Origin of the sequence: Streptomyces sp. AM6-12, from assembly GCF_044327085.1 — a bacterium.
Lineage (GTDB): Bacteria > Actinomycetota > Actinomycetes > Streptomycetales > Streptomycetaceae > Streptomyces.
In genome coordinates, this window is record NZ_JBIQWN010000001.1 from 5,933,661 (window position 1) to 5,954,889 (window position 21,229).

At 71.8% G+C, this 21,229-nt stretch carries 21 protein-coding genes; 15 read left to right on the forward strand and 6 right to left on the reverse strand.

Features of this window, described 5'->3' with window-relative positions:
- Window positions 1–6: 6 nt before the first annotated feature.
- The 6 genes from ACE4Q9_RS27005 to ACE4Q9_RS27030 all read left to right on the forward strand — a co-directional run bounded on the left by ACE4Q9_RS27005 (window position 7) and on the right by ACE4Q9_RS27030 (window position 6,070).
- The gene (locus ACE4Q9_RS27005) at window positions 7–450 is read left to right on the forward strand and encodes a GNAT family N-acetyltransferase (RefSeq protein ID WP_397986827.1); all 444 of its coding nucleotides are present in this window, start codon (window positions 7–9) and stop codon (window positions 448–450) included.
- Between the two features lie 73 nt (window positions 451–523).
- Complete coding sequence (locus ACE4Q9_RS27010; protein WP_397986828.1) at window positions 524–1,117, forward strand: histidine phosphatase family protein; 594 nt, start codon at window positions 524–526, stop codon at window positions 1,115–1,117.
- A gap of 255 nt (window positions 1,118–1,372) precedes the next feature.
- Window positions 1,373–3,940: a YfhO family protein gene (locus tag ACE4Q9_RS27015; protein WP_397986829.1), complete on the forward strand. Its 2,568-nt coding sequence runs from the start codon at window positions 1,373–1,375 to the stop codon at window positions 3,938–3,940.
- A gap of 24 nt (window positions 3,941–3,964) precedes the next feature.
- Window positions 3,965–4,915, forward strand: a complete 951-nt coding sequence (locus tag ACE4Q9_RS27020; RefSeq protein WP_397986830.1) for a glycosyltransferase family 2 protein — start codon at window positions 3,965–3,967, stop codon at window positions 4,913–4,915.
- Window positions 4,912–5,304, forward strand: coding sequence for a GtrA family protein (locus ACE4Q9_RS27025; protein ID WP_397986831.1), 393 nt, complete (start codon window positions 4,912–4,914; stop codon window positions 5,302–5,304). Before ACE4Q9_RS27020 ends, ACE4Q9_RS27025 begins: the two co-directional genes overlap by 4 nt.
- A protein-coding gene (locus tag ACE4Q9_RS27030; RefSeq protein WP_397987341.1) for an IS5 family transposase occupies window positions 5,256–6,070 on the forward strand; the annotation gives its coding sequence in 2 pieces (ribosomal slippage) (window positions 5,256–5,559 and window positions 5,559–6,070; 816 coding nt in all). The genes ACE4Q9_RS27025 and ACE4Q9_RS27030 overlap by 49 nt, the downstream gene beginning before the upstream one ends.
- 15 nt (window positions 6,071–6,085) lie before the next feature.
- Here ACE4Q9_RS27030 and ACE4Q9_RS27035 read toward each other — a convergent pair.
- Window positions 6,086–6,214 carry a hypothetical protein gene (locus tag ACE4Q9_RS27035; RefSeq protein WP_397986832.1) on the reverse strand — a complete coding sequence of 43 codons (129 nt, stop codon included), beginning with the start codon at window positions 6,212–6,214 and terminating at the stop codon, window positions 6,086–6,088.
- Between the two features lie 330 nt (window positions 6,215–6,544).
- Between ACE4Q9_RS27035 and ACE4Q9_RS27040 the strand changes: the two genes are divergently transcribed.
- Window positions 6,545–7,492 carry a hypothetical protein gene (locus ACE4Q9_RS27040; RefSeq protein WP_397986833.1) on the forward strand — a complete coding sequence of 316 codons (948 nt, stop codon included), beginning with the start codon at window positions 6,545–6,547 and terminating at the stop codon, window positions 7,490–7,492.
- A 195-nt stretch (window positions 7,493–7,687) separates the two neighbouring features.
- On the opposite strand, the gene ACE4Q9_RS27045 is transcribed toward ACE4Q9_RS27040, so the two are convergent.
- Entirely contained in the window at window positions 7,688–8,767 is a 1,080-nt protein-coding gene (locus tag ACE4Q9_RS27045) for a polyprenyl synthetase family protein (RefSeq protein WP_397986834.1), read from the reverse strand.
- A 1,181-nt stretch (window positions 8,768–9,948) separates the two neighbouring features.
- Between ACE4Q9_RS27045 and ACE4Q9_RS27050 the strand changes: the two genes are divergently transcribed.
- Entirely contained in the window at window positions 9,949–10,248 is a 300-nt protein-coding gene (locus ACE4Q9_RS27050) for a helicase associated domain-containing protein (RefSeq protein WP_397986835.1), read from the forward strand.
- A gap of 179 nt (window positions 10,249–10,427) precedes the next feature.
- Here the strand turns inward: ACE4Q9_RS27050 and ACE4Q9_RS27055 are convergent.
- From ACE4Q9_RS27055 to ACE4Q9_RS27065, 3 genes are all read right to left on the reverse strand, one after another.
- A protein-coding gene (locus ACE4Q9_RS27055; protein ID WP_397987342.1) for an IS5 family transposase occupies window positions 10,428–11,254 on the reverse strand; the annotation gives its coding sequence in 2 pieces (ribosomal slippage) (window positions 10,428–10,939 and window positions 10,939–11,254; 828 coding nt in all).
- A gap of 67 nt (window positions 11,255–11,321) precedes the next feature.
- Entirely contained in the window at window positions 11,322–12,065 is a 744-nt protein-coding gene (locus tag ACE4Q9_RS27060; RefSeq protein WP_397986836.1) for a VOC family protein, read from the reverse strand.
- A 23-nt stretch (window positions 12,066–12,088) separates the two neighbouring features.
- A complete protein-coding gene (locus tag ACE4Q9_RS27065; protein WP_397986837.1) occupies window positions 12,089–12,769 on the reverse strand; it encodes a DUF4232 domain-containing protein in 681 nt (226 codons plus the stop codon).
- Between the two features lie 229 nt (window positions 12,770–12,998).
- On the opposite strand from ACE4Q9_RS27065, the gene argC reads away from it, so the two are divergent.
- From argC to ACE4Q9_RS27100, 7 genes are all read left to right on the forward strand, one after another.
- The gene (gene argC, locus ACE4Q9_RS27070) at window positions 12,999–14,027 is read left to right on the forward strand and encodes an N-acetyl-gamma-glutamyl-phosphate reductase (RefSeq protein ID WP_397986838.1); all 1,029 of its coding nucleotides are present in this window, start codon (window positions 12,999–13,001) and stop codon (window positions 14,025–14,027) included.
- Window positions 14,024–15,175 (forward strand): bifunctional glutamate N-acetyltransferase/amino-acid acetyltransferase ArgJ, encoded by a 1,152-nt coding sequence (argJ, locus tag ACE4Q9_RS27075; protein ID WP_397986839.1) that lies wholly within the window; start codon window positions 14,024–14,026, stop codon window positions 15,173–15,175. The genes argC and argJ overlap by 4 nt, the downstream gene beginning before the upstream one ends.
- The gene (gene argB, locus ACE4Q9_RS27080; RefSeq protein ID WP_397986840.1) at window positions 15,172–16,080 is read left to right on the forward strand and encodes an acetylglutamate kinase; all 909 of its coding nucleotides are present in this window, start codon (window positions 15,172–15,174) and stop codon (window positions 16,078–16,080) included. The genes argJ and argB overlap by 4 nt, the downstream gene beginning before the upstream one ends.
- Window positions 16,077–17,297 (forward strand): acetylornithine transaminase, encoded by a 1,221-nt coding sequence (locus ACE4Q9_RS27085; RefSeq protein WP_397986841.1) that lies wholly within the window; start codon window positions 16,077–16,079, stop codon window positions 17,295–17,297. Before argB ends, ACE4Q9_RS27085 begins: the two co-directional genes overlap by 4 nt.
- Window positions 17,298–17,304: 7 nt before the next feature.
- Entirely contained in the window at window positions 17,305–17,850 is a 546-nt protein-coding gene (locus ACE4Q9_RS27090) for an arginine repressor (protein WP_285560682.1), read from the forward strand.
- An 89-nt stretch (window positions 17,851–17,939) separates the two neighbouring features.
- Window positions 17,940–18,527: an RNA polymerase sigma factor gene (locus ACE4Q9_RS27095; RefSeq protein ID WP_086809001.1), complete on the forward strand. Its 588-nt coding sequence runs from the start codon at window positions 17,940–17,942 to the stop codon at window positions 18,525–18,527.
- Window positions 18,517–19,299, forward strand: coding sequence for a zf-HC2 domain-containing protein (locus ACE4Q9_RS27100; RefSeq protein WP_397986842.1), 783 nt, complete (start codon window positions 18,517–18,519; stop codon window positions 19,297–19,299). The genes ACE4Q9_RS27095 and ACE4Q9_RS27100 overlap by 11 nt, the downstream gene beginning before the upstream one ends.
- Window positions 19,300–19,311: 12 nt before the next feature.
- Here ACE4Q9_RS27100 and ACE4Q9_RS27105 read toward each other — a convergent pair whose 3' ends face one another.
- Window positions 19,312–21,156: an ABC transporter ATP-binding protein gene (locus ACE4Q9_RS27105; RefSeq protein ID WP_397986843.1), complete on the reverse strand. Its 1,845-nt coding sequence runs from the start codon at window positions 21,154–21,156 to the stop codon at window positions 19,312–19,314.
- Between the last annotated feature and the right edge of the window lie 73 nt (window positions 21,157–21,229).

The window sequence follows — 21,229 nt, forward strand, 5'->3', positions numbered from 1 at the left end:
CAAGGGATGAGTGACACCTCCCGCCTCCGGCTCCCCGACGGCTACGAGTTCTCCGCCGACACCGACCGCGTCGATGTGGACCTGGTCCACCGCTGGCTGTCGGCCGACGCCTACTGGGCGAAGGGCCGCACCCGGCAGAAGCACGAGGAGGCCATGGCGTCCTCGATCAACTTCGGGGTCTACGACACGGCCTCCGGCGCGCAGGTCGCCTACGCGCGCGGGGTCACCGACCGGGCGCTGTTCGCCTGGCTCGCCGATGTGTACGTCGACCCCTCGGTGCGCGGCAAGGGCGTGGGCACCGCCTTCGTCGCCGCCGTCCGCGACCACCTGGCGGCGTTCGGCGTGCGCCGCATCCTGCTGTGCACCGAGGACGCGCACGGGGTGTACGAGACGGCCGGCTTCACACCGCTGGAACGCCCCGGCACCTGGATGATCCACCGCTTCGAGTGAGCGGCCGCTCACCAACGGTAGCGCCCCGGCGGGAGACCTTGACCCGCGTTCCGTGCGGCCCCACCATCACCGCATGCCACTGAGGGTGACGTTCGTCGCCGCGGCGCGCAGCACTCCGCTGCTCGCCGAGCGGTTCGACGACGACCGGCCGCTGGACCAGGCCGGCTGGGACGCGGTGCGGTGCGCCGCCGCCGGGCTGGTGCCGCTGGCCGCCGCCGAGCTGCGCTACTGCTCGCCGACCCGGCGCAGCCGCGCCACCGGCGACGCTCTGGGCTATGCCCCGCTGGCCCAGCTCGCGCTGCGCGACTGCGACATGGGGCGCTGGTGCGGGCTGACGCTGGGCGAGGCGATGGCGCGGGAGCCGGCGCCGGTGGACGCCTGGCTCGCCGATCCGCGCGCCACCCCGCACGGCGGCGAGCCCCTGCTCGCCTTCATCTCCCGCGTCGGCGGTTGGCTGGAGACCCGCCCCGCCGACGACGGCGCCCGGATCGTCGCGGTCGCCGAGCCTGCGGTGATCCGCGCGGCCCTCGTCTATGCCCTGAAGGCTCCGCCCGCCACCTACTGGAACCTCGACATCCGCCCCCTGTCCACCACCACCCTCACCGGCCGCGGCGGCCACTGGAACCTCCGCTTCGAAAGCCCGACCGCACATCAGGCCCTGCCCTGAGGCCCGCGTCACGTCGTCCTGGCGATCAACACCGCAGCACCCAGGAAACCGAGCCCCATGAACTCAGCACCGTGAAAACACCTTTGAATAACGCGCAGGAAAGGTCGTGTTTCCCGGCCGGACATCATATCCCCGATTTCCGGCCGGTGTTCGCCCGATAGCGCATCAACTTCCGTTGAGGGCACAACCGATCGGAATGCTCTCCCGTCTAAGTCGGCGAAATCCGAGGTGAATTCACGGGGGGCCTGCCGACCGATGGACCGTTCGACCGTGCCGCATGCCGGGCGCCGGGCCGCCGCGCTTCTCGCCGCCCTCCTCGCGGGCGTGGGGCTGTGCGCCGGCGATCTGCTGGCCGGCAGCTATCCCTTCGGCTCCCGCACCCGCAGCGTCAACGACCTGGGCAACCAGTACGTACCCCTGCACGCCCACCTGTGGGACCTGCTGCACGGCAGGGCGGACGGCGGGCTGCTGGTCAACTGGCAGTCGGGATACGGCTCCAGCTTCCTGCCCGACCTCGGCACCTACCTCTCCAGCCCGTTCGCGCCGCTCGTCGCGGTCTTCCCCCGCGACCGGATCGACCTCGCGGTCTATGTGATCACCATCCTGAAGATCGCGTGCGCTGCGGCCGCCATGGCCTGGCTGCTGCTGTGCCTGCGGCCCGGCCGCTGGTGGGCGGCGGGGCTGCTCGGGGCGTCGTACGCGCTGTGCGGCTGGACCCTCGCCGCGGACTACAACCCGATGTGGCTCGACGGGCTGATCGCGCTGCCGCTGCTGTGCCTGGCCGGCGAATGGGCCCTCGCCGGGCGGTGCCGGATCCTCGGCGTGCTCCTCGTCGCGCTCGCCTGGAGCGCCAACTTCTACACCGCCTACATGGCCACCCTCGGCGCCGGACTCGTCCTGCTCGCACGGCTGCTGATCACCGGCCCGCCGCTCGGACAGGCCCTGCGCAGAGCCGGCCGCGCCGCGCTCACCGCCGCCCTCGGCATGGGCCTCGCCGCTCCGCTGCTCGCCGTCGTCTACCTCGGCACCAAGCACGCCTACCCCGGCCGCCTCGCGCGGTTCCACCCGGTCCCGGCCGAGAACCTGCTCGCCCGGCTGCTGCCCGCGACGTACGACTACAGCTCCCCGGCTCTCTACGTCGGGACCACCGCCCTGCTCCTCGCCCTCGCCCTGCCCTTCCACCGCGCCGTCCCCGGCCGCGTCCGCGCCTGCTGGACCGCGCTGGTGCTCGCGGTGGCCCTCTCCCTGCAATGGGCGCCCACCAGCCTCGCCTGGCACGCCTTCGCCATCCCTCAGGGCAGCTCCTACCGGCAGGCCTTCGTCCTGTGCGGGCTGCTGGTCATCGCCGCCTGGCACACGCTGTCGTACGGCCCGCCGGGCCTGCCCGCCCTCGGCGCGGCTGGTGCCCTGCTCGCCGTGGCCGCCGCCGGCGCGAGCCGCACCGACCTGGTGCACGCGCACACCTGGCCCGTGCTGCTGCTCGGCACCGGCGGCGCGCTCACCGGGCTCGCCCTGCTGCGCCGCAGCGGGCAGCGGGGTCGGCTCGCCGTGCTGGCCGTGCTGGTGCTGCTCGGCGCGCAGGCGGGGGAGAGCGCGGCCAGCGCCGCCGTCGCGAGCGGGCTGCGCCTCAAGCACCTGGACGACTACGCGCCCTGGGGCGAGCGGCAAAGGCTTCAGGCCGCCGCGATCGCCCGCGCCGACGGCTGGCCCCGCTACCGCACCGACCCCGGCCGCGAACAGACCGTCGCCAACGACCCGTTGGCGGTCGGCGGCCAGGGCGCCGCCTACTACAGCAGCCTCACCTCCGACGTCCTGACCCGCACCATCACCGCCCTCGGCGGCGGCTGGACCTCGGGCGGCCGGGGCGTGCAGAGCCTCGACAACGCCGTCACGGACGTGATCTTCTCCGTCGGCGCACGGGTGCACAGCCCGCCCGACCCGCACCAGACCCGGCTGCCCGGTGACACCGCCGCGCCGACCGTCACCCGGCGGGGCGTGCCGCCCCTGGTGACCGTGCGGACCGCCCCCGACGCCACGCCCTTCGGCACGTCGCCGTACCGCAACCAGGAACTGCTGCTCGGCAGCCGCGTCTACACCGTGCCCCGCATCAGCGTGCGCGGCGACGACGGAACGCCGGTCCCCGGCCGCCGGGTCGGCACCGGGAACGCGCTGACCGGGCCGGTGATCACCGCCCGCTGCCCGGCCGGCACCCAGGTGTACCTGGCCGCCCCGGACTTCTCCGGCACCGCGCGGCTGGACGGCGGCACGGACACTCCGGCCCGGTTCCACGCCGACCGCGGGCGTGCCCTGGCCGCCATGGCGCCGCTGGGCCGCGCCCCCGGCTCCGGGCGGGTACGGATCGACCTGGTCCCCGACCGGCCCGGCCGCATTCCGCCCGGCGCCGTCGGCTGCCTGGACACCGCCCGGCTGGGCGCCGCCGCCGCTCGCCTCAAGGCCACCGGCGCCACCTCCGTCACCGTCGCGGACGGCACCGTACGCGCCAGGCTCCCCGACCGCAGCAAGGGACTCGCCGTCCTCGCCGCGCCCCGGATCGCCGGCTGGCGCTGCGCCGCCGGGGACGGCCCCGCCCGCCCCGCCCGCCAGTACCACGGCCTGGTCGCCGTCCCCCTGGATGGCACCGAGACCACCCTGACCTGCACCTTCCGCCCGCCCGGCCTCCGGCTGGGCACGGCCGTCGGCCTCGCCTCGCTCGCGGCGCTCCTGCTGCTCACCGCCGCGACCGCCGTCCGCCGCCGACGCACTGCGCAGCCCGCCCCGACCACACCACCGGCACCGCGCGCGTGCGTGCCCGCCGCGTCCTGACCGCGATTCTGGGGGACATCCGTCATGCTGATATCGATCGTCGCACCCTGCTACAACGAGGAAGCCGTCCTGGAACGCTTCCACGAAGCCGTCCAGAAGGCCGCCGACGAACTGCTGCCGCTCGGCCACGACATGGAGTTCGTGTACGTCGACGACGGCAGCCGCGACCGCACCCTCGCCCTGCTGGAAGACCTCGCCGGCCGCGACCCGCGGGTGCGTTACGTCTCCTTCAGCCGCAACTTCGGCAAGGAAGCGGCCCTGCTGGCCGGACTGCGGCACGCCTCCGGCGACTCGGTCGTCGTCATGGACGCCGACCTCCAGCACCCGCCCGAGCTGATCGCCCGCATGGTCCGGCTGCGCGAACAGGGCTACGACCAGGTCCTGGCCCGCCGCACCCGCACCGGCGACCGCCGCACCCGGGCCCTCACCGCCCGCCTCTACTACCGTCTCGTCAACCGCCTGGTCGACGTCGAACTCGTGGACGGCGTGGGCGACTTCCGGCTGCTGTCCCGCCGGGTGGTGGACGCGGTGCTCGGCCTGACCGAGTACAACCGCTTCTCCAAGGGCCTGTTCGCCTGGGTCGGCTTCCCCAGCACCACCTTCGCGTACGAGAACGCGGTGCGCGAGGCCGGCAGCAGCTCCTGGAGCCTGCGCGGACTGCTCGACTACGGCCTCGACGGCGTCCTCTCCTTCAACAACCGCCCGCTGCGCGCCGCCCTCTGGCTCGGCGTCGGCCTGCTGCTGTGCGCCGGCGTCTACACCGCCTGGATCGTGGTCGCCGCGCTGCTGCACGGGGTGCAGACGCCCGGCTATGTCACCATCATCACCGCGGTCACCGCCCTCGCCGGTGTACAGATGGTCATGCTGGGCGTGATCGGGGAGTACACCGGACGCATCTACTACGAGGTGAAGGGCCGCCCGCACTTCCTGGTGAAGGCGACCAATGTCGAACGGACGAAAGACCTCATCCCTTGATAGCGCGACAGATCATCACCTTCGCCGTGGTCGGCGTGCTCAACACGGCCGTCTATTACGGCCTTTACCTGCTGTTCCTCATCCGGCTGCCCTATCTCGCCGCGCATGTTCTCGCCTTCGCGCTGAGCATGGTCGGTTCCTTTTTCCTCAATGCGCGGTTCACCTACCGCATCCGCCCGACCTGGCGGAAATTCCTGCTCTTTCCGCTGACCAACGCCGCGAATTTCGTGATCACCACGGCGGGGGTGTACGTGATCGTGGACGTGCTGCACGCCGGAAGCCGTTTCGCCCCCCTGCTCGCCTCGGCGGCGGCGATCCCCGTCACCTTCGTGCTCTCCCGCTGGATCATGCTGCCGGGCACCGCGCCGCGGGTGGCGGTGGAGGAGTGAGCGACCACCGCACTCTCGAGGCCATCGCGTGGAAGTACCGCACCAACTCGCCCTGGCGGGACCTTCCCGACGAGCTCGGCTCGTTCCGGACCGCTCACAAGCGGCTGATCAGGTGGGCCGTCGACGGCACCTGGGAGATGATCCTTGCCGCAGTCCTGGCGGCGGACGCCGACGACGACATCGACTGGACGGTGTCGGTGGACTCCACGGTCGTCCGGGCTCACCAGCACGCTGCCGGGGCGCTCAAAAGGGGGCGGTCCGCTCCGGCGGGCCCGCCGATCACGCGCTCGGACGCTCCCGCGGCGGGCTGAGCACCAAGGTCCACCTGGCCGCAGACGGCCGCGCACGGCCCCTCGCCTTCACCGTCACCGCGGGCCAGGCAGGCGCTGCACCCGCGTTCGAGACGGTGATGTCCCGCATCCGCGTGCCCCGCACTGGTCCGGGCAGGCCCCGGACCAGGCCCCCGGCCGTTCTGGCCGACCGCGCGTACTCCTCACGTGCCATCCGCAGCCACCTGCGGCGCCGGGGTATCCGTGCGGTGATCCCGCAGCTGTCCGACCAAGTCGGCCACCGCCTGCGGCGAGGCCGGCTCGGTGGCCGTCCGCCCGGCTTCGACAGCGAGGCGTACAAGCAGCGGAACACTGTCGAGCGGTGCATCAACCGCCTCGAGCAGTGGCGCGGCCTGGCCACACGAACCGACAAGCTCGCGATCGCCTACCAAGCCGCACTCCACCTCGCGGGCATCCTCATCTGGGTTGGAAGCTGACCAAAGAGACAGAACCTAGTCGAGGGTCGGTTCCCCGGCCATCGAGCCGCTGCGCAGCGCGCCGTCCTCGTCGAGGTAGACGTGTCCGTCGACCGGCCAGGCCCAGTCCATGAGCACCATGACGGTGTTGGCCGACGGCGGCACGCACAGGTGGTAGACGCGGTCGGGATCTCACCCACCGCGGCCCTGGCTGGAGCACGCGGGCGCAGAACTGCCCGTCCGCCACGGCACGTCGGCGCGGGTGCGGGTCGAGCGCCTGCAGGGCGATCGCGACCCGAAACCGGTCAGGCTGTGGTGCTCGGCCGCCGCCGCGACCCCGGTGGACGTGGCCGCTGGTGACGGTCCTTCAAGGAACACCAAGCCCGCCGAGGACAAACGCCAAGCTGGGCGGAGCGGCCGGTGATAGGCGCCGCGTCGCTGGTAGGGTCGGCCCGGCCAGCGCGGAGACCATGAACAAGAAGTGGGTGAGAAGCCATGAGCGCTTCCACTTGCCATGTCAGCGAAGACGTCTGGGCGGAGCTACGACTCGCCCCGGACCGGATCCACGCGGACTGCGCCCGGATCGAGCGGGAGGCTCATTGTTGGGCAGTGGAGCACGGGGTGTGCGCGCCGCAGAGCGAAGCGACCTTGCTGCGCGCTCACTTCCCGCGTCTCGCGGCCCGGATATATCACGACGCCCCGGTCGAACGCGTAGTCACCGTCGCCCGGTGGCTGATCGTACTCTTCGCCCTCGATGACCGCTTCGATCGCCATGATGCCCGGCCAGACGATGTAAGAGGGCTGTACCGCGAGCTGGCGGACGCTCTGACACGTGACAGGGCCGCGATGCGTGATCCACTCACTCGCGCCGTGGAGCCGTTGTGGCAAGGGACCGCGGCCGGGATGTCCGAGGCGTGGCGTGACCGTTTCGTTCGCAACCTGGTGCGCCACGGCGAGGCTCTGGAGTGGGAAGCGACACTGCGCCGTGATGCCCACGCACCCACTGTCGCGGGCTACTTCGACCTGCGCCCGTGGGCCAACGGCATGTTCATGTGGGACCTCGTCGAGCCGACCCGTGGTCAGGAGGTCCCGGTCGAGTTGTCCGTCACCTATCAGTGGCACTGTCTGACCACGTGTTCCAACGAGATCACGGCGTGGCGGAACGACCTCGTGTCAGCGGCACGGGAAGCCATCGAGGGCAATCCCAACAACCAGCTCAGCGTCATGACTCACGCTTTGGGATGCGACGAGGCCCAGGCGAATCGATTCGTCGAGCAGCACATCAGCGGGCGCGTGCGCGAACTCCGCGCGCACGCGCGGAGCCTGCTCGCCCTGGACGCAGGCCGGACCCCGCGACTGGCCGAGATCACCGGCACCATGCTGTCCCTGACCGCCGCGCATGCCCGATGGGTGATCGAGTCCGGCCGCTACCCGAATCCCTGACCTTCCGCCCTCCCCGGCACGACGCGGGCCGGCGCGGTGCCGGGGAGTCTCCCGCCGTCTCCACAGGGAGTCAGCGGAAGATCGGGGTGGGCTCCGAAGGGCGTTACCAACGGTGCGGCAGCCTCGCCGCACCGCCTTTTGGCTGCCGTCCGTCGGACGCCGACCGGAGACGGGTGGCCGGGGCAGGGAGCGTACTCAGGCGTCGCGCTCCACGCACAACGCGGCAAGGGCCCGCAGGTGCTTGGCGGATGACGGCGGGATCGGCGCGGCGTCCAGGACGGCCAGCGCCTGCGCGTACCGCTCGGCGATCATGCTTTCCACGGTCGCGACCGCGCCGGTGGCGGCGATGACGTCGAGAGCGTCTTGAGCGTCCCGCTCATTCAGCCGGCTGTCGCCCACGCAACGCTCGAGCAGCGCGCGTTGCGAAGCGGTGGCCTCGCGTGCGGCGAGCGCGAGAACAACAGTGCGCTTTCCCTCGCGCAGGTCGTCGAATATCGGTTTACCCGTGGTGGCCGGGTTGCCGTACAGACCGAGTACGTCGTCGCGCAGCTGGAACGCGTCGCCGAGCGGCAGCGCGAAACCGCTGAGAACGTCCAGCAGTCCCGTTCCCGCTCCGGCAAGTATCGCTCCGATGTGCAACGGACGTTCGATCGTGTACTTGGCTGTTTTATAACGGATCACCGTCATCGAGGTGCGCTGGTCGTCGATGGGGCCGAGGGTGCTCGTGAGATCGAGGTACTGGCCGTAGTGCATCTCCTCGCGCATCGCGTTGATGACGCCGGCCAGGGGGGCCTGTCGTTCGGCGAGAACGGCGGTGGCGAGGAGCTCGTCGGACCATGTCAGCGCCATGTTACCGACCATGATGGCGACGCTCTCGCCAAGGTGCCGCGGGTCGGAGGCGGCGGTGTAGCGGTCGGCGAGCTCCCGGTGGACAGTGGGGCGGGACCGGCGTGTGGCGCTCTTGTCCATGACGTCGTCATGGATCAACGCGAATGCCTGGTAGAGCTCAAGCGCCGCCGCGACCTGGATCAGCGTGTCGGGCGTTTCCTCTTTTCCGCAAGCCAGCCATCCGGCCACGCACATCAGTGGCCGGATGCGCTTTCCTCCGGCAATGACGAAGTCCTTGACGATTTCGGCTACGGTCGGCGGGAGGTCCAGCTTGATCGCCTGTCGGATCTTGTCGTCGAGGAATTCGACGAGACACGCTGTGACTCGCTCTCGGGCCCAGTCGAGCGCCGTTTCGGTTGGGCTGGCAGTCACTGCTTCTGAACTCACGGGTGAGTCGCTTTCTATGGTCGGGATTTCGCGGCCCGCACTGCGGTTGGGCTTTTCGTAGATGCAGGGAACAAGGGTTGGTCAAGATGTCGTGTGCGCCCGCGCCGGAACGTTGTGGGCTGTGGCTCCGGTCCCGCGGCAGCGTCTTCGGCTCCTGGCACCGATGCCTGAGCCCGGAGCCGTTGAACAAGCCGCGCGAGCGGGATCTCGGCCTCGTCCCTCCTCACGGGACCGTCGGGGGTGCGACCGCGTCCGTGATGCCGGGGCGACTGTCCGGCCAGGCACCCGCCGGCCGGCGTGGACCTCCGTGTCCTCAGCGACCCGGGCGGCGAGGTGGGCGGATTCGTCCGCCCGGCCGGGACGTACCAGAGGTCAGTTGGCGTAGTAGGGGGTGAGCATCCAGGAGTTGCCGCTTCATCCTCGATGCAGGCGAAGCCCGCGATCGTGCCGTTGGCCTGCAGGGCGTTGCCCCAGTTGGTGCAGTCCTGGAGGGTGCCCTTGCCGGGGATGTCCGCGCCTGGCGCGGTGTGGCCTGGGCCACGCCGGCGGTGATGCCGGAGAATCCAGCACGCCGGCACCGACGACCACGGTCTTCTTGAGGATCTTGCGCATTCTTCGCTCCAACTCGTCTGATGACAGGTGCGTCGGGAACCCGTGGTCGCTGGGTGGGGCGGGCGTGAGCCACGAGGCGATCGCAGTACCTCGAACCGCTGTGAGGCGGGCGCTGCAAGGCACAGCGTGTGCACATCTCGCAGCCGGTGCGGCCGCGCGTTCACGACCGCACACCCCACTGGCGCGCGAGGCGGCTCCTGAGGCATTCGCAGTTCATCACACCGGCAACTCTCCCCCCAGGGGTCACAGAGGCTTGTTACACACCTCTGACACTCCGTCGGGAAGGACAGAAGCCCAGCAGGGGCACCGTCCACCTTTCCGCCTGCGCACACCTCTCACACAGGCGCGATCTACCCCTGCCCCTACCGCCTGTTCGACGTGGACGACCTGCTCTTCAACACCGCGGGAGCGCTACTCGGCCGGTGCGGCCGGACCGCTGGCCCAGTGGGAGCAGCTGAACGACGAGCAGCGGCGCAGGCTCGCCGCGCTGGGCGTCACCCCCCGCGCCCCGACCTGCGAAGACGCCTGCGCGGACCGCTGAGCACCCCGCGCGCGGCGGGCAGGCACCGGTGAGGGTCAAGGGCTCCCAGGCATTCCAGCGGGACCTGGAGGCGCTGCGACAGTTCGTAGAGCGGGAGGGGCACGTGAAGGTGCCGCGGCAGCACACCGAACCCCTCCCGCCCACGGCGGCCGGGACCAGGGAGGGCGCCGGCAGGCCCAAGCAGCAGGGCAGGGAGGGCGTCCCCGTCCGGCTGGGCGTGTTCCTCTCCAACACCCGGCAACGCCGGGACCGCCTCACCGACGAGCAGCGCGCCACCCGCGCCGACCTCGGGGTGGAGTGGGCGGCCACGGAAGGAGCGGCGTCATGAGCGCGAGCGACCAGGAGGCCGAGGAGCAGCAGGTGCAGGACGACGTGCGGCGGCACGCCCGCACCAGGGCCTTCGCGGAGGCGGAGGACGTCTCTCGGCTGTGCTGTCCGACCCGGGGGTGCAGGCGGCGCGGGAGCGGGTGGAGGCGACGGAGACGGAGCTATGTTCTGTCTCTTTGGTCAGCTTCCAACCCAGATGAGGATGCCCGCGAGGTGGAGTGCGGCTTGGTAGGCGATCGCGAGCTTGTCGGTTCGTGTGGCCAGGCCGCGCCACTGCTCGAGGCGGTTGATGCACCGCTCGACAGTGTTCCGCTGCTTGTACGCCTCGCTGTCGAAGCCGGGCGGACGGCCACCGAGCCGGCCTCGCCGCAGGCGGTGGCCGACTTGGTCGGACAGCTGCGGGATCACCGCACGGATACCCCGGCGCCGCAGGTGGCTGCGGATGGCACGTGAGGAGTACGCGCGGTCGGCCAGAACGGCCGGGGGCCTGGTCCGGGGCCTGCCCGGACCAGTGCGGGGCACGCGGATGCGGGACATCACCGTCTCGAACGCGGGTGCAGCGCCTGCCTGGCCCGCGGTGACGGTGAAGGCGAGGGGCCGTGCGCGGCCGTCTGCGGCCAGGTGGACCTTGGTGCTCAGCCCGCCGCGGGAGCGTCCGAGCGCGTGATCGGCGGGCCCGCCGGAGCGGACCGCCCCCTTTTGAGCGCCCCGGCAGCGTGCTGGTGAGCCCGGACGACCGTGGAGTCCACCGACACCGTCCAGTCGATGTCGTCGTCGGCGTCCGCCGCCAGGACTGCGGCAAGGATCATCTCCCAGGTGCCGTCGACGGCCCACCTGATCAGCCGCTTGTGAGCGGTCCGGAACGAGCCGAGCTCGTCGGGAAGGTCCCGCCAGGGCGAGTTGGTGCGGTACTTCCACGCGATGGCCTCAAGAGTGCGGCGGTGGTCGGCCCATCGCGTCCCGCCGACCGGATCGGCAGGCATCAGCGGCTCGATCCGGTCCCACATCGCATCGGTGATCACTAATCGGACGGACACATCCGACCAACTGATCAACCCATCAAAGAGACACGCTCTAGCCGGGCGAGTCGAGCACGCAGAACTCGTGGTCCTCCGGGTCCGTCAGGCACGTCCAGGGGACGTCGCCCTGGCCGAGGTCGAGGTCGGTGGCACCGAGGGAGCGCAGCCGGGTCACCTCCGCCGCCCTGTCGTCGCCGGGGTAGGGCAGCAGGTCGAGGTGGACGCGGTCCGGGGCGGTCTTACCGCCGGGCGTGCGGAGGAACTCCAGGTAGGGGCCGGTGTCCTCGGGGGAGCGCAGTACCGCGAGATCGTCGGTCACCCGGTGCGTGACCCAGTCGGTCGCCTCGCCCCAGAACCGGGCCATGGCGCCCGGATCGGCGCAGTCGACCACCACCGCGGCGATCGGCCCGGTGTCCCGGTAGACCTCGCGGGGCTCCAGCACGCAGAACTCGTTGCCCTCCGGGTCGGCGAGGCACCGCCACGGCACCTCGCCCTGGCCCACGTCGACGGGTGTCGCGCCGAGGGCCGTGAGGCGCCCGACCAGGTCCGTCTGGTGGGCCGGTGAGGTGGTGGCGAGATCGAGGTGCACCCGGTTCTTCACCGCCGCGCCGGGCTCCGGGACGGGCACGATGTCGATGCCGAGGGCGACCGGGTCCGGCCAGACGAGGCCGCCCTCGGGTCCGACATAGGTGGTCACGCCGGGGTGATAGGCGCTCCAGCCGAGCGCCGCCGCCCAGAACCGGCCGACCGCCTGGGGATCGAGGGCCTTGATGTTCACCTGGACGGGACGCAGTGGCATGCCGGTGAGTCTAGCCAGCCGCCCTACTCGGTCGTGTGCGTCGGGTAGACCTCGACGTCGGTGTAGGCGCCCTTGATCGGTCCCGCGCCCGCCGGCCACTTCAGGGTCACGGTGTGGTTCTCGTTCGGGGGCGTCACCAGGATGCCGGTCGGGGACGTGAGGCTGTGGCCGGTGGCGTCGATGTCGTAGGCGAGGTCGAAGACGGCGGCGTCGCCGGGCTTCAGGACGGTGACGCGCGGCTGGGCGTGGCCGCGTTCGACGGGGCTCGACGTGTGGTCGGCGTCCTTGATGTCGACCCCCGCGAAGCCCGTCGCCGAGCAGGTGGCCGAACCCCGGTTGACCATGGTGATGTCGATCCTGCCGGAGCTCTTGTCGGGCGCGGCGTCCCTGGCGTCGATGGCCAGGTCCGCCGTCTTGCAGAACGTGATCTTGCCGCTGGTCTTCGCCGAGCCGTCCGCGGCCTGGCCGCCGTCACCGGGGGGCGCCGCCGCCGAGCCACCGGAGCCCGAGCCGCCCGCCGGCTTCGAGTCACTGTCCGCCGGCTTCGAGCCACTGGCCGACGGTGTGGAGGACGAGGCCGGCAGGGAGCCCGTGGCGGACGGGTCGTTCCCGGCTTTCCCGGAGCCGCCGTTGCCGCAGGCGGTGAGCGAGAGGGTGACGGCGACGCCGATGGCGGCGAGTGCGGTGATGCGAGTGGACTTCAAGGTGCTTCCCCCAGGTCGAGGCCGAATCGCCGCGGATCGAGTCCGGCACGAGCGCTGTCCGTGCGGTCGGAAGTATTTGTATCTCGCAGCCAGTTACGGGCGGTTCTCCGGGATGTCCTCGTTCCGTCACGGGCGCGGAGCGGCCCCGCCCCGACGCCCGCACTCCTGCATAGTCATTGCATAAACGTGCAAGGATGCGTATAGTCATGCCATCCAGAGGAGGACGGACATGGCGGTACGTGCGGCGGTTGCCGGAGCGAGTGGGTACGCGGGCGGAGAGGTCCTGCGGCTGCTCCTCGCGCACCCCGAGGTCGAGATCGGAACCCTGACCGCGAACTCCAACGCCGGGCAGCGGCTCGGCGCGCTCCAGCCGCACCTGTGGCCGCTGGCCGACCGGGTGCTGGCCGCGACCACGGCCGACGCCCTCGCCGGGCACGACGTGGTCTTCCTCGCGCTGCCGCACGGCCAGTCCGCCGCCGTCGCCGAACAGCTCGGCCCGGACGTGCTGGTGATCGACATGGGCGCCGACTTCCGGCTCGCGGACGCGGCCGACTGGGAGAAGTTCTACGGCTCCCCGCACGCCGGCACCTGGCCCTACGGCCTGCCCGAGCTCCCCGGCGCCCGCGCCGCCCTCACCGGCACCAGGCGGATCGCCGTACCCGGCTGCTACCCCACCGCCGCGACCCTCGCACTCTTCCCGGCGTACGCCGCGCGGATCGCCGAGCCCGAGGCCGTGATCGTCGCCGCCTCCGGCACCTCCGGCGCGGGCAAGGCACCCAAGCCGCACCTGCTGGGCAGCGAGGTCATGGGCAGCATGTCGCCGTACGGCGTCGGCGGCGGCCACCGGCACACCCCCGAGATGATCCAGAACCTCGGCGCGGTCGCGGGGGAGCCGGTCACCGTCTCCTTCACCCCGACCCTCGCCCCGATGCCCCGCGGCATCCTCGCCACGTGCAGCGCCAGGGCCCGCGACGGAGTGGGCGCGCAGGCGGTGCGCGCCGCGTACGAGAAGGCGTACGCCGAGGAGCCCTTCGTCCGCCTGCTGCCCGAGGGCCAGTGGCCCGCGACAGCCGCCGTCCACGGTTCCAACGCCGTTCAGGTGCAGGTCGCGTACGACGAGGCCGCGGGCCGCATCATCGCCATCAGCGCCATCGACAACCTGACCAAGGGCACCGCCGGCGGTGCCGTCCAGAGCATGAACCTCGCCCTCGGTCTCGCCGAGACCACCGGGCTTTCCACGATCGGAGTCGCACCGTGAGCGTCACGGCAGCCAAGGGATTCCGGGCGGCGGGCATCGCCGCCGGGATCAAGCAGAACGGCAACCCCGACCTGGCCCTGGTGGTCAACGACGGGCCCCGCCGGGCCGCCGCCGGCGTCTTCACCGCCAACCGCGTCAAGGCCGCGCCGGTGCTGTGGTCCGAGCAGGTCATGAAGGGCGGCCAGGTCTCCGCCGTCGTCCTCAACTCCGGCGGCGCCAACGCCTGTACGGGCCCCAAGGGCTTCCAGGACACCCACGCCACCGCCGAGAAGGCGGGCGAGGTGCTGGGCCGCGGCGCCATCGAGGTCGCCGTCTGCTCCACCGGCCTCATCGGCGTCCCGCTGCCCATGGACAAGCTGCTCCCCGGCATCGGGACCGCCGCCGCGCAGCTGTCCGAGCACGGCGGCGAGAAGGCCGCCATCGCCATCAAGACCACCGACACCGTGCACAAGACCTCCGTGGTGACCGGGGACGGCTGGACCGTCGGCGGCATGGCCAAGGGCGCCGGCATGCTCGCCCCCGGCCTCGCCACCATGCTGGTCGTGCTCACCACCGACGCCGACGCGGACGACGCCACCCTGGACAAGGCCCTGCGCGCCGCCACCAGGGTCACCTTCGACCGCGTCGACTCCGACGGCTGCATGTCCACCAACGACACCGTGCTGCTGCTCTCCTCCGGCGCCGCCGGCGTCACCCCCGAGTTCGACGCCTTCGCCGAGGCCGTACGGCAGGTCTGCGCGGACCTCGGCCGTCAGCTCATCGGCGACGCCGAGGGCGCCAGCAAGGACATCAAGGTCGAGGTGGTGGGCGCGGCCAGCGAGGCGGACGCCGTCGAGGTGGGCCGCTCCATCGCCCGCAACAACCTCCTCAAGTGCGCCATCCACGGCGAGGACCCCAACTGGGGCCGCGTCCTGTCCGCGATCGGCACCACGAGCGCCGCCTTCGAGCCCGACCAGCTGAACGTCGCCATCAACGGCGTCTGGGTGTGCAAGAACGGCTCCGTCGGCGAGGACCGCGACCTGGTCGACATGCGCTACCGCGAGGTCCACATCGTGGCCGACCTCGCCGCCGGCACCGAGACCGCGACGATCTGGACCAACGACCTGACCGCCGACTACGTCCACGAGAACAGCGCCTACTCCTCATGACCACGACCCGTAAGCACACGGCCCTGCCCAAGGCGCAGATCCTCGTCGAGGCGCTGCCCTGGCTGACCCGGCACCACGGAAAGATCGTCGTCATCAAGTTCGGCGGCAACGCCATGGTGGACGAGGAGCTGAAGGCCGCCTTCGCCCAGGACGTCGTCTTCCTGCGGCACGCCGGGCTCAAGCCGGTCGTGGTGCACGGCGGCGGCCCCCAGATCAGCGCCGCCCTCGACCGGCACGGCATCGTCAGCGAGTTCAAGGCCGGCCTGCGGGTGACCACCGCCGAGGCCATGGACGTCGTACGGATGGTGCTGGCCGGACAGGTGCAGCGCGAACTGGTCGGCCTGCTCAACCAGCACGGCCCGCTCGCCGTCGGCCTCACCGGCGAGGACGCCCACACCATCACAGCCACCCGTCATCGGCCCGAGATCGACGGGGAGTTGGTCGACATCGGGCGCGTCGGCGAGATCACCGCGATCGACACCGGCGCCATCGAGGCCCTGCTCGCCGACGGCCGCATCCCGGTCGTCTCCTCCATCGCCCGGAGCCAGGACGACGGTCATGTCTACAACGTCAATGCTGATACGGCGGCTGCGGCACTCGCTGCGGCCCTTGGCGCCGAAACCCTCATGGTTCTCACCGATGTCGAGGGCCTCTACGAGGACTGGCCGCACTCCGACGAGGTGATCAGCCGCCTCACCGCCACCCAACTGGAGAAGTTGCTCCCGGAGTTGAGCTCCGGCATGGTCCCGAAGATGCAGGGCTGCCTGCACGCCGTGCGGGGCGGCGTGCACACGGCCCGCGTCATCGACGGCCGGGTGCAGCACTCCATCCTGCTGGAGATCTTCACCGACGAGGGCATCGGCACCATGGTCGTGCCCGACGAGCCCGCAAAGGACGCATCGTGACGGGGAATCAGACGGGTAACCGGACGGGTAATCAGGACCTGGCGCAGCGCTGGCAGGGCGCGCTCATGAACAACTACGGCACCCCCCGCCTGCCGCTCGTGCGCGGCGCGGGAGCCACCGTGTGGGACGCCGAGGGCCGCGCGTACACCGACTTCGTCGGCGGCATCGCCACCAACGCGCTCGGGCACGCCCACCCGGCGATCGTGGCCGCCGTCGGCAGGCAGATCGCCTCCCTCGGCCATGTCTCCAACCTGTTCATGGCGGAGCCGCCCATCGCGCTGGCCGAACGGCTGCTCCAGTTGTTCGGCCGCGAGGGCCGGGTGTTCTTCTGCAACTCCGGCGCCGAGGCCAACGAGGCCGCCTTCAAGATCGGCCGACTCACCGGGCGCACCCATGTCGTCGCCACCGAGGGCGGCTTCCACGGCCGTACGATGGGCGCCCTCGCGCTCACCGGGCAGCCCGCCAAGCAGGACCCCTTCCGCCCGCTGCCCGGCGAGGTCACCCACGTCCCCTACGGCGACGCCCAGGCCCTGGCCGCGGCCGTCACCGCGGACACCGCCCTGGTGATCATCGAGCCGATCCAGGGGGAGAACGGCGTCGTGGTACCCCCGCCCGGCTATCTCAAGGCGGCCCGCGCCATCACCGCCGCCACCGGCGCCCTGCTGGTCCTGGACGAGGTGCAGACCGGGGTCGGCCGCACCGGCACCTGGTTCGCCTACCAGGCCCACGAGGGCGTGCTGCCCGATGTGGTCACCCTCGCCAAGCAGCTCGGCGGCGGCCTCCCGCTCGGCGCCACCGTCGCCTTCGGCCGCGCCGCCGACCTGCTCCAGCCCGGCCAGCACGGCACGACCTTCGGCGGCAACCCGGTCGCCTGTGCCGCCGGTCTCGCCGTCCTCGACACCATCGAGGGCGAGGGACTGCTGGAGAACGTGAAGCGGCAGGGCGAGCGGCTGCGCGCCGGCATCGAGGCGCTGGGCCACCCCCTGGTCGACCATGTCCGGGGCGGGGGCCTGCTCCTGGGTATCGTGCTCACCGGGCCGCGCGCGCACCAGGTGCAGCAGGCGGCCCAGGAGGCCGGGTTCCTGGTGAACGCCCCCGCCCCCGACGTCGTACGGCTCATGCCCCCGCTGAACCTGCGCGACGACGAGGCGGGTGCCTTGCTCCAGGCGCTGCCTGGCATCCTCGACGCAGGCGGGGACGGACGATCCGGAGAATGAGACGACGATGAGCCAGGCGCAGGAGCACGAGCAGCAGACAGGTGCCGGGCCCGCCGTACCGCAGACCCGCACCGCACGGCACCGCCGGATCGTGGACATCCTCAACCGGGAACCGGTCCGCTCGCAGAGCCAGCTCGCCAAGCTGCTCGCCGACGACGGGCTCAGCGTCACCCAGGCGACGCTGAGCCGGGACCTCGACGAGCTGAACGCGGTCAAGATCCGCAACAACGACGGCGACCTCATCTACGCCGTGCCCAGCGAAGGCGGCTTCCGCACCCCGCGCGCACCGCTCGGCGAGTCCGCCAAGGAGGAGCGGATGCGGCGCCTGTCCCAGGAGCTGCTGATCTCCGCGGAGGCCTCGGCCAACCTGGTGGTGCTGCGCACCCCACCGGGCGCCGCCCAGTTCCTCGCCTCGGCCATCGACCAGGCCGAACTGCACGACATCCTCGGCACCATCGCGGGCGACGACACCCTGCTGCTGATCAGCCGCGATCCCACCGGCGGCCAGGCGCTCGCGGACCATCTGCTCAAGCTCGCGCAGAACGGCCACTGAGCCGGGCCCCGACCGGCATGCGGGGCCGGGCCTCCCGGCGGAGAATGGAAGCGGCAATCTCCCCGTGGCCGTCGGCCGTATGAAGAGGTGTGTCGGGTTTGCGGTTCCCCGTGGGTCGCCTCCCGGACGAGGCTCTGCTGTCCGGGCTGGCCACCGGAGACCAGGAGCTGGCCGTCGTCTTCGTACGGCGTTTCCAGCACCGGGTCTTCGGCGTCGCCATGGCCGTCACCGGGGACCGTCAGCTCGCCGAGGACGTCGCCCAGCAGACGTTCGAGCGCGCGTGGCGGCACGCGCAGATCTACGACTCGCGCCGGGGTTCGGTCACCACCTGGCTGACCACCATCGCGCACAACCTGGCCATCGACGCCGTCCGCGCCCGGCGCACCGAGCCGGTGGCCCCCGAGGACCTCGACGCCCTGCTCGGCACCGTCACCGAGACCCCCGAGCGCTGGGCGCTGGCCGACGAGGCCTCCGCCCGGCTGCGGGCCGCCGTCTCCCGGCTGCCCCGCGAACAGGCGCGGGCCCTGATGATGGCCGGCATCTACGGAATGACCGCCCAGCAGGTCGCCGACACCGAACAGATCCCGCTGGGCACCGCCAAGACCCGCATCAGGGCGGCGATGGGCAAACTGCGCACCACACTGTCGGCCCCGGAGCGAGGCGGCCATGTCCAGTGACGCGAACTGCGAGAAGACGCGCGAGATCGGCGCCGAGCTGGCGCTGGGCGTGCTGCCCGGACGCGAGCGCGCGGAGGCGATCGCCCATCTGGACACCTGCGCGGACTGCCGGGAGTTCGTCCGCCAGCTGACCCTGGTCGGCGACCGGCTGATCGGACTGCTGCCCTGCCAGGAGCCGCCGCTTGGCTTCGAGACGAGGGTGGCGCGCAGCCTCGCCCAGCAGGCGGCCGCGTACGGGCGCGCCACGCGCGCCCCGGCCTTCCCGGTCCTGCGCGGGCGGGCGCGCCGGTCCCGGATCCGGCTCGGGGCGGCCGCGGCCGGACTCGCGGTGGTCGCCGGGTTCGCCGGCTGGGGCATCGGCACCGCCGTGGAGACGGTCACCGCCTCGCCCCCGCGCACCATGGAGTCCGAGCCCATGCTGGTCGGGGACATGACCGCGAACTCGGCCGGCGGGTCGTCCATCGGCGAGGTCTACGCCCATCCCGGCAGCCCCGGCTGGATCTTCGTCTCCGTCGACCTGGCCGGACACGGCAGCGCGTACACCGGCCGGGTCAGCTGTGTGCTGGAGCGCTCCGACGGCACGACCGTGCGGGTGGGTGACTTCACCGTGCGCGACGGGCAGGGGCACTGGGGAGCGCAGGTGCCCGTCGACGCGGACGCGATCTCAGGTGCCCGGCTGACCTCCGCCGACGGCACGGTCCTCGCCCGTGCCCACCTCCAGACCGGGCATGTGCTGACGCGGGAGCCCCATGTGCCGTCCCAGCTGACGTGACGGCCGACCGGGCTACGAGAGCACCGTGCCGGTGCTCAGCCGGTGCAGCCGGGCGTACGTCCCGTCGCGCACCAGCAGATCGCCGTGGGCGCCGTCCTCCACGACCCGGCCCCGGTCGAGCACCACGATCCGGGTGGCGTCGCGCACGGTGAGCAGGTTGTGCGAGATGACGATGGTCGTCCGACCGGCCATCAGCCGGCGCAGCGGTTCCATGATCCGCCGTCCGGAATCCGCGTCGAGCCCGGTGGTCGGCTCGTCGAGCAGCAGCACGGGCGCGTCCCTGACCATCGCGCGGGCGATCGCGAGGCGCTGGCTCTGGCCGCCGGACAGGGTGCGGCCGCGCTGGCCGACGAGGGTGTCGTAGCCGTCCGGGAGCCGTGCGATGAACTCGTGCGCGTCCGCCGCCCGTGCCGCCGCGACGATCTCCGCCTCGGACGCCTCCGGGCGGCCGTAGGCGATGTTCTCCCGGACGGTGCCGTGGAAGACCAGGGTCTCCTGGAGCACCACCGCGACGTTCTCCCGCACATCGGCCAGGCGCAGCTCGCGCAGATCGGTGCCGTCGAGCCGGATCGCGCCCCGGTCTGGGTCGTAGAACCGCAGCTGGAGGCGCGCGGCCGTGGACTTGCCCGCGCCGCTCGCCCCGACCAGCGCCAGCGTCTCGCCGGGCGCCACCCGGAACGACACGCCGGAGAGGGCCCAGGGGCTGGTACCGGGGTAGCGGAACCAGACCCCGTCGAACTCCACCGCCCCGCGCGCCCGGCCGACGGGACGGGCGCCGGCCCGCTCGGTGACCTGCGGCCGCTGGTCCAGCAGCTCGATGATCCGCTCGGCCGAGGCGGCGGCGGTGTAGAAGGTGGTGCCGAGCCCGGACAGGCCGTGCACGGGGCTGTACATCTTGCCGATCAGGGCGAGGAAGACCAGCAGCCCGCCCAGGGTGAGCTGGCCCTGGGAGAGCTTCCAGGTGCCGAGGCCCAGCACCGCGAGCCCGCCCGCCACCTCGATGATCTCCACCAGGGGGGCGTACAGGGACCTGATCCGCGTCGAGGCCATCACCGCCCGGAACCGGCCCACGTTCTCCCGCTCGAACCGGCGCGCCTCCCAGCCCTGCCGGTTGTACGCCTGCACGAGGGCGACATTGCCGAGCACTTCCTCGGCGATCGCGCTGAGCGAGCCGGTGCGCCGTCTGCGCTCCCGCGAGGCGTCCTTGATCAGCCGCGAGAAGTGCCGGGCGGCGCCCCAGAACAGCGGCACGATGACCAGCGCGAGCAGGGTCAGATCCCAGCTCAGATAGAACAACAGGCCGACGAACACGGCCAGTTGGAGCAGGTAGTACAGGGCGTCCGCCACGCCCGAGAGCAGGAAGGTCTCGACCGCGTCCACGTCGCCCGTGACGCGGGAGAGCACGTCGCCGAGCCGGCGGCGTTCGAAGAAGCCGAGGGACAGGCCCTGCACATGCCGGAAGACATCGCAGCGCAGCGAGAGCAGGAAGCGTTCGCCGACCCAGGTGGAGGTCATCTCGTCGGCGAACCCGAGGGTGCCGGAGCACAGCATCAGCCCCAGGTAGGCCGGGGCGATCCACAGAAAGGGGCCCAGGTCCCGGGGGACCAGCACCTGGTCCACGACGCTCTTGAACAGCCACAGTTCACCGGCGTCGATGACCGGTCCGGTCAGGCTGAGCAGCAGCAACGGGACGAGCCAGCGCCGGTTGCCGCGGGTGTAGGGCCAGAACCGGCGGAAGACCGCGCGCGGTGAGAGGACGGGCGCGGCGGCGACGACATCGCCGGAGGCTTCGGGGGTGCCGGAGGAGGGGTCTTCGGGGTCCCCCCAGGACAGCAGACGCCGCAGGACTCGCGCCATGGGATCCGTTCCTCGGACAGCGGCTTTGCGGACCGGGTCCTCCGGGCCCCGGTCCGCTCAGCCTGTGTGGGGT